General features: G+C 48.9%; 2 tRNA genes and 2 rRNA genes. All 4 read right to left on the bottom strand.

The features are described 5' to 3' along the window. Positions 1 to 710, bottom strand: a 23S ribosomal RNA gene (locus tag WN56_RS12035); the annotation flags it as partial. Positions 711 to 1,007: 297 nt separating this feature from the next. Further along, a tRNA-Ala gene (locus WN56_RS12030) sits at positions 1,008 to 1,083 on the bottom strand. A 107-nt stretch (positions 1,084 to 1,190) separates the two neighbouring features. Next, positions 1,191 to 1,267, bottom strand: a tRNA-Ile gene (locus tag WN56_RS12025). Between the two features lie 91 nt (positions 1,268 to 1,358). Beyond that, positions 1,359 to 1,807 (bottom strand): 16S ribosomal RNA (locus WN56_RS12020); the annotation flags it as partial.

The raw sequence follows: 1,807 nt of genomic DNA, 5'->3' as shown, positions 1-1,807 counted from the left end.
TGATGTTACTCAACCTTCAACCTGCCCATGGCTAGATCACTCGGTTTCGGGTCTAATGCTAGCAACTACTCGCCCAGTTAAGACTCGGTTTCCCTACGGCTCCCCTATGCGGTTAACCTTGCTACTAACATTAAGTCGCTGACCCATTATACAAAAGGTACGCGGTCACCCCACAAAGGAGGCTCCCACTGCTTGTACGTAGACGGTTTCAGGTTCTATTTCACTCCCCTCACAGGGGTTCTTTTCGCCTTTCCCTCACGGTACTGGTTCACTATCGGTCAGTCAGGAGTATTTAGCCTTGGAGGATGGTCCCCCCATGTTCAGACAAGATATCACGTGTCCCGTCCTACTCGTTTTCACGTCTAAGGCGCCGTCGGTTACGGGGCTATCACCCTTTATTGCCAGGTTTTCCAACCTGTTCACCTAACGCCTAAGCCGCTTAAGGGCTGCTCCGGGGTCGCTCGCCGCTACTGCCGGAATCTCAATTGATTTCTTTTCCTTCGGGTACTTAGATGTTTCAGTTCCCCGAGTTCGCCTCTTAACGCTATGTATTCACGCTAAGATACCTGCTTATGCAGGTGGGTTTCCCCATTCGGACATCGATGGCTCAAATGCTTCTTACCAGCTCACCATCGCTTTTCGCAGGTTAGTACGTCCTTCATCGCCTCTGACTGCCAAGGCATCCACCGTCTACGCTTAATCACTTAACCATACAACCCCAAGAGGTTTTATTTACGGCGAGATTGTCTAAAAAGATGAAAACAAACGGTTTAAACAACTAAGGTTTTGTTTTTGCCGGACTCAAAATAGAGACTTTGCTTATTAAATAAGACAAAGCCCAAGCACACTTGATTGTGTGAGTGACATTTCTGTCACTGATTGAGAACTTTACTGTCATTCTTTAAGAATGACTTGTCAGCTTTCCAGATTGTTAAAGAGCATGTGATTCTATCAATACGATAAACCACTTTTTAAAGACACTTATCATCATAAATGCGCTTAAAAAGTGGTGGAGCTAAGCAGGATCGAACTGCTGACCTCCTGCGTGCAAGGCAGGCGCTCTCCCAGCTGAGCTATAGCCCCATCATAATTCCTTAGATGCTGGTGCCAATTTCTTTTGAGGCAAGGCAGTGTATTTCGACGTTTAGTTCGCTAAACGAGGAATGCACTAACGCAGCATCAGAAGAAATTGGTGGGTCTGAGTGGACTTGAACCACCGACCTCACCCTTATCAGGGGTGCGCTCTAACCACCTGAGCTACAGACCCATCTAAGGTACGAGCCTTTCACTAAGGCATTCGTATCTCTTTGACTTTCAACCTATACAATCTGTGTGAACACTCGCAAAAATAGCGTCAGTAAGGAGGTGATCCAGCCCCAGGTTCCCCTAGGGCTACCTTGTTACGACTTCACCCCAGTCATGAACCACACCGTGGTAAACGCCCTCCCGAAGGTTAAGCTATCTACTTCTGGTGCAGCCCACTCCCATGGTGTGACGGGCGGTGTGTACAAGGCCCGGGAACGTATTCACCGTGGCATTCTGATCCACGATTACTAGCGATTCCGACTTCATGGAGTCGAGTTGCAGACTCCAATCCGGACTACGACAAACTTTAAGGGATTCGCTCCACTTCGCAGCTTCGCTGCCCTCTGTATCTGCCATTGTAGCACGTGTGTAGCCCTACTCGTAAGGGCCATGATGACTTGACGTCGTCCCCACCTTCCTCCGGTTTATCACCGGCAGTCTCCCTGGAGTTCCCACCATTATGTGCTGGCAAACAAGGATAAGGGTTGCGCTCGTTGCGGGA

Origin of the sequence: Salinivibrio sp. KP-1 (assembly GCF_000968645.1) — a bacterium.
In the GTDB taxonomy this organism is placed as follows: Bacteria; Pseudomonadota; Gammaproteobacteria; order Enterobacterales; family Vibrionaceae; genus Salinivibrio; species Salinivibrio siamensis.
Note: the sequence above shows the minus strand (reverse complement) of the source record. Positions and strands in the feature narration are given on the sequence as shown.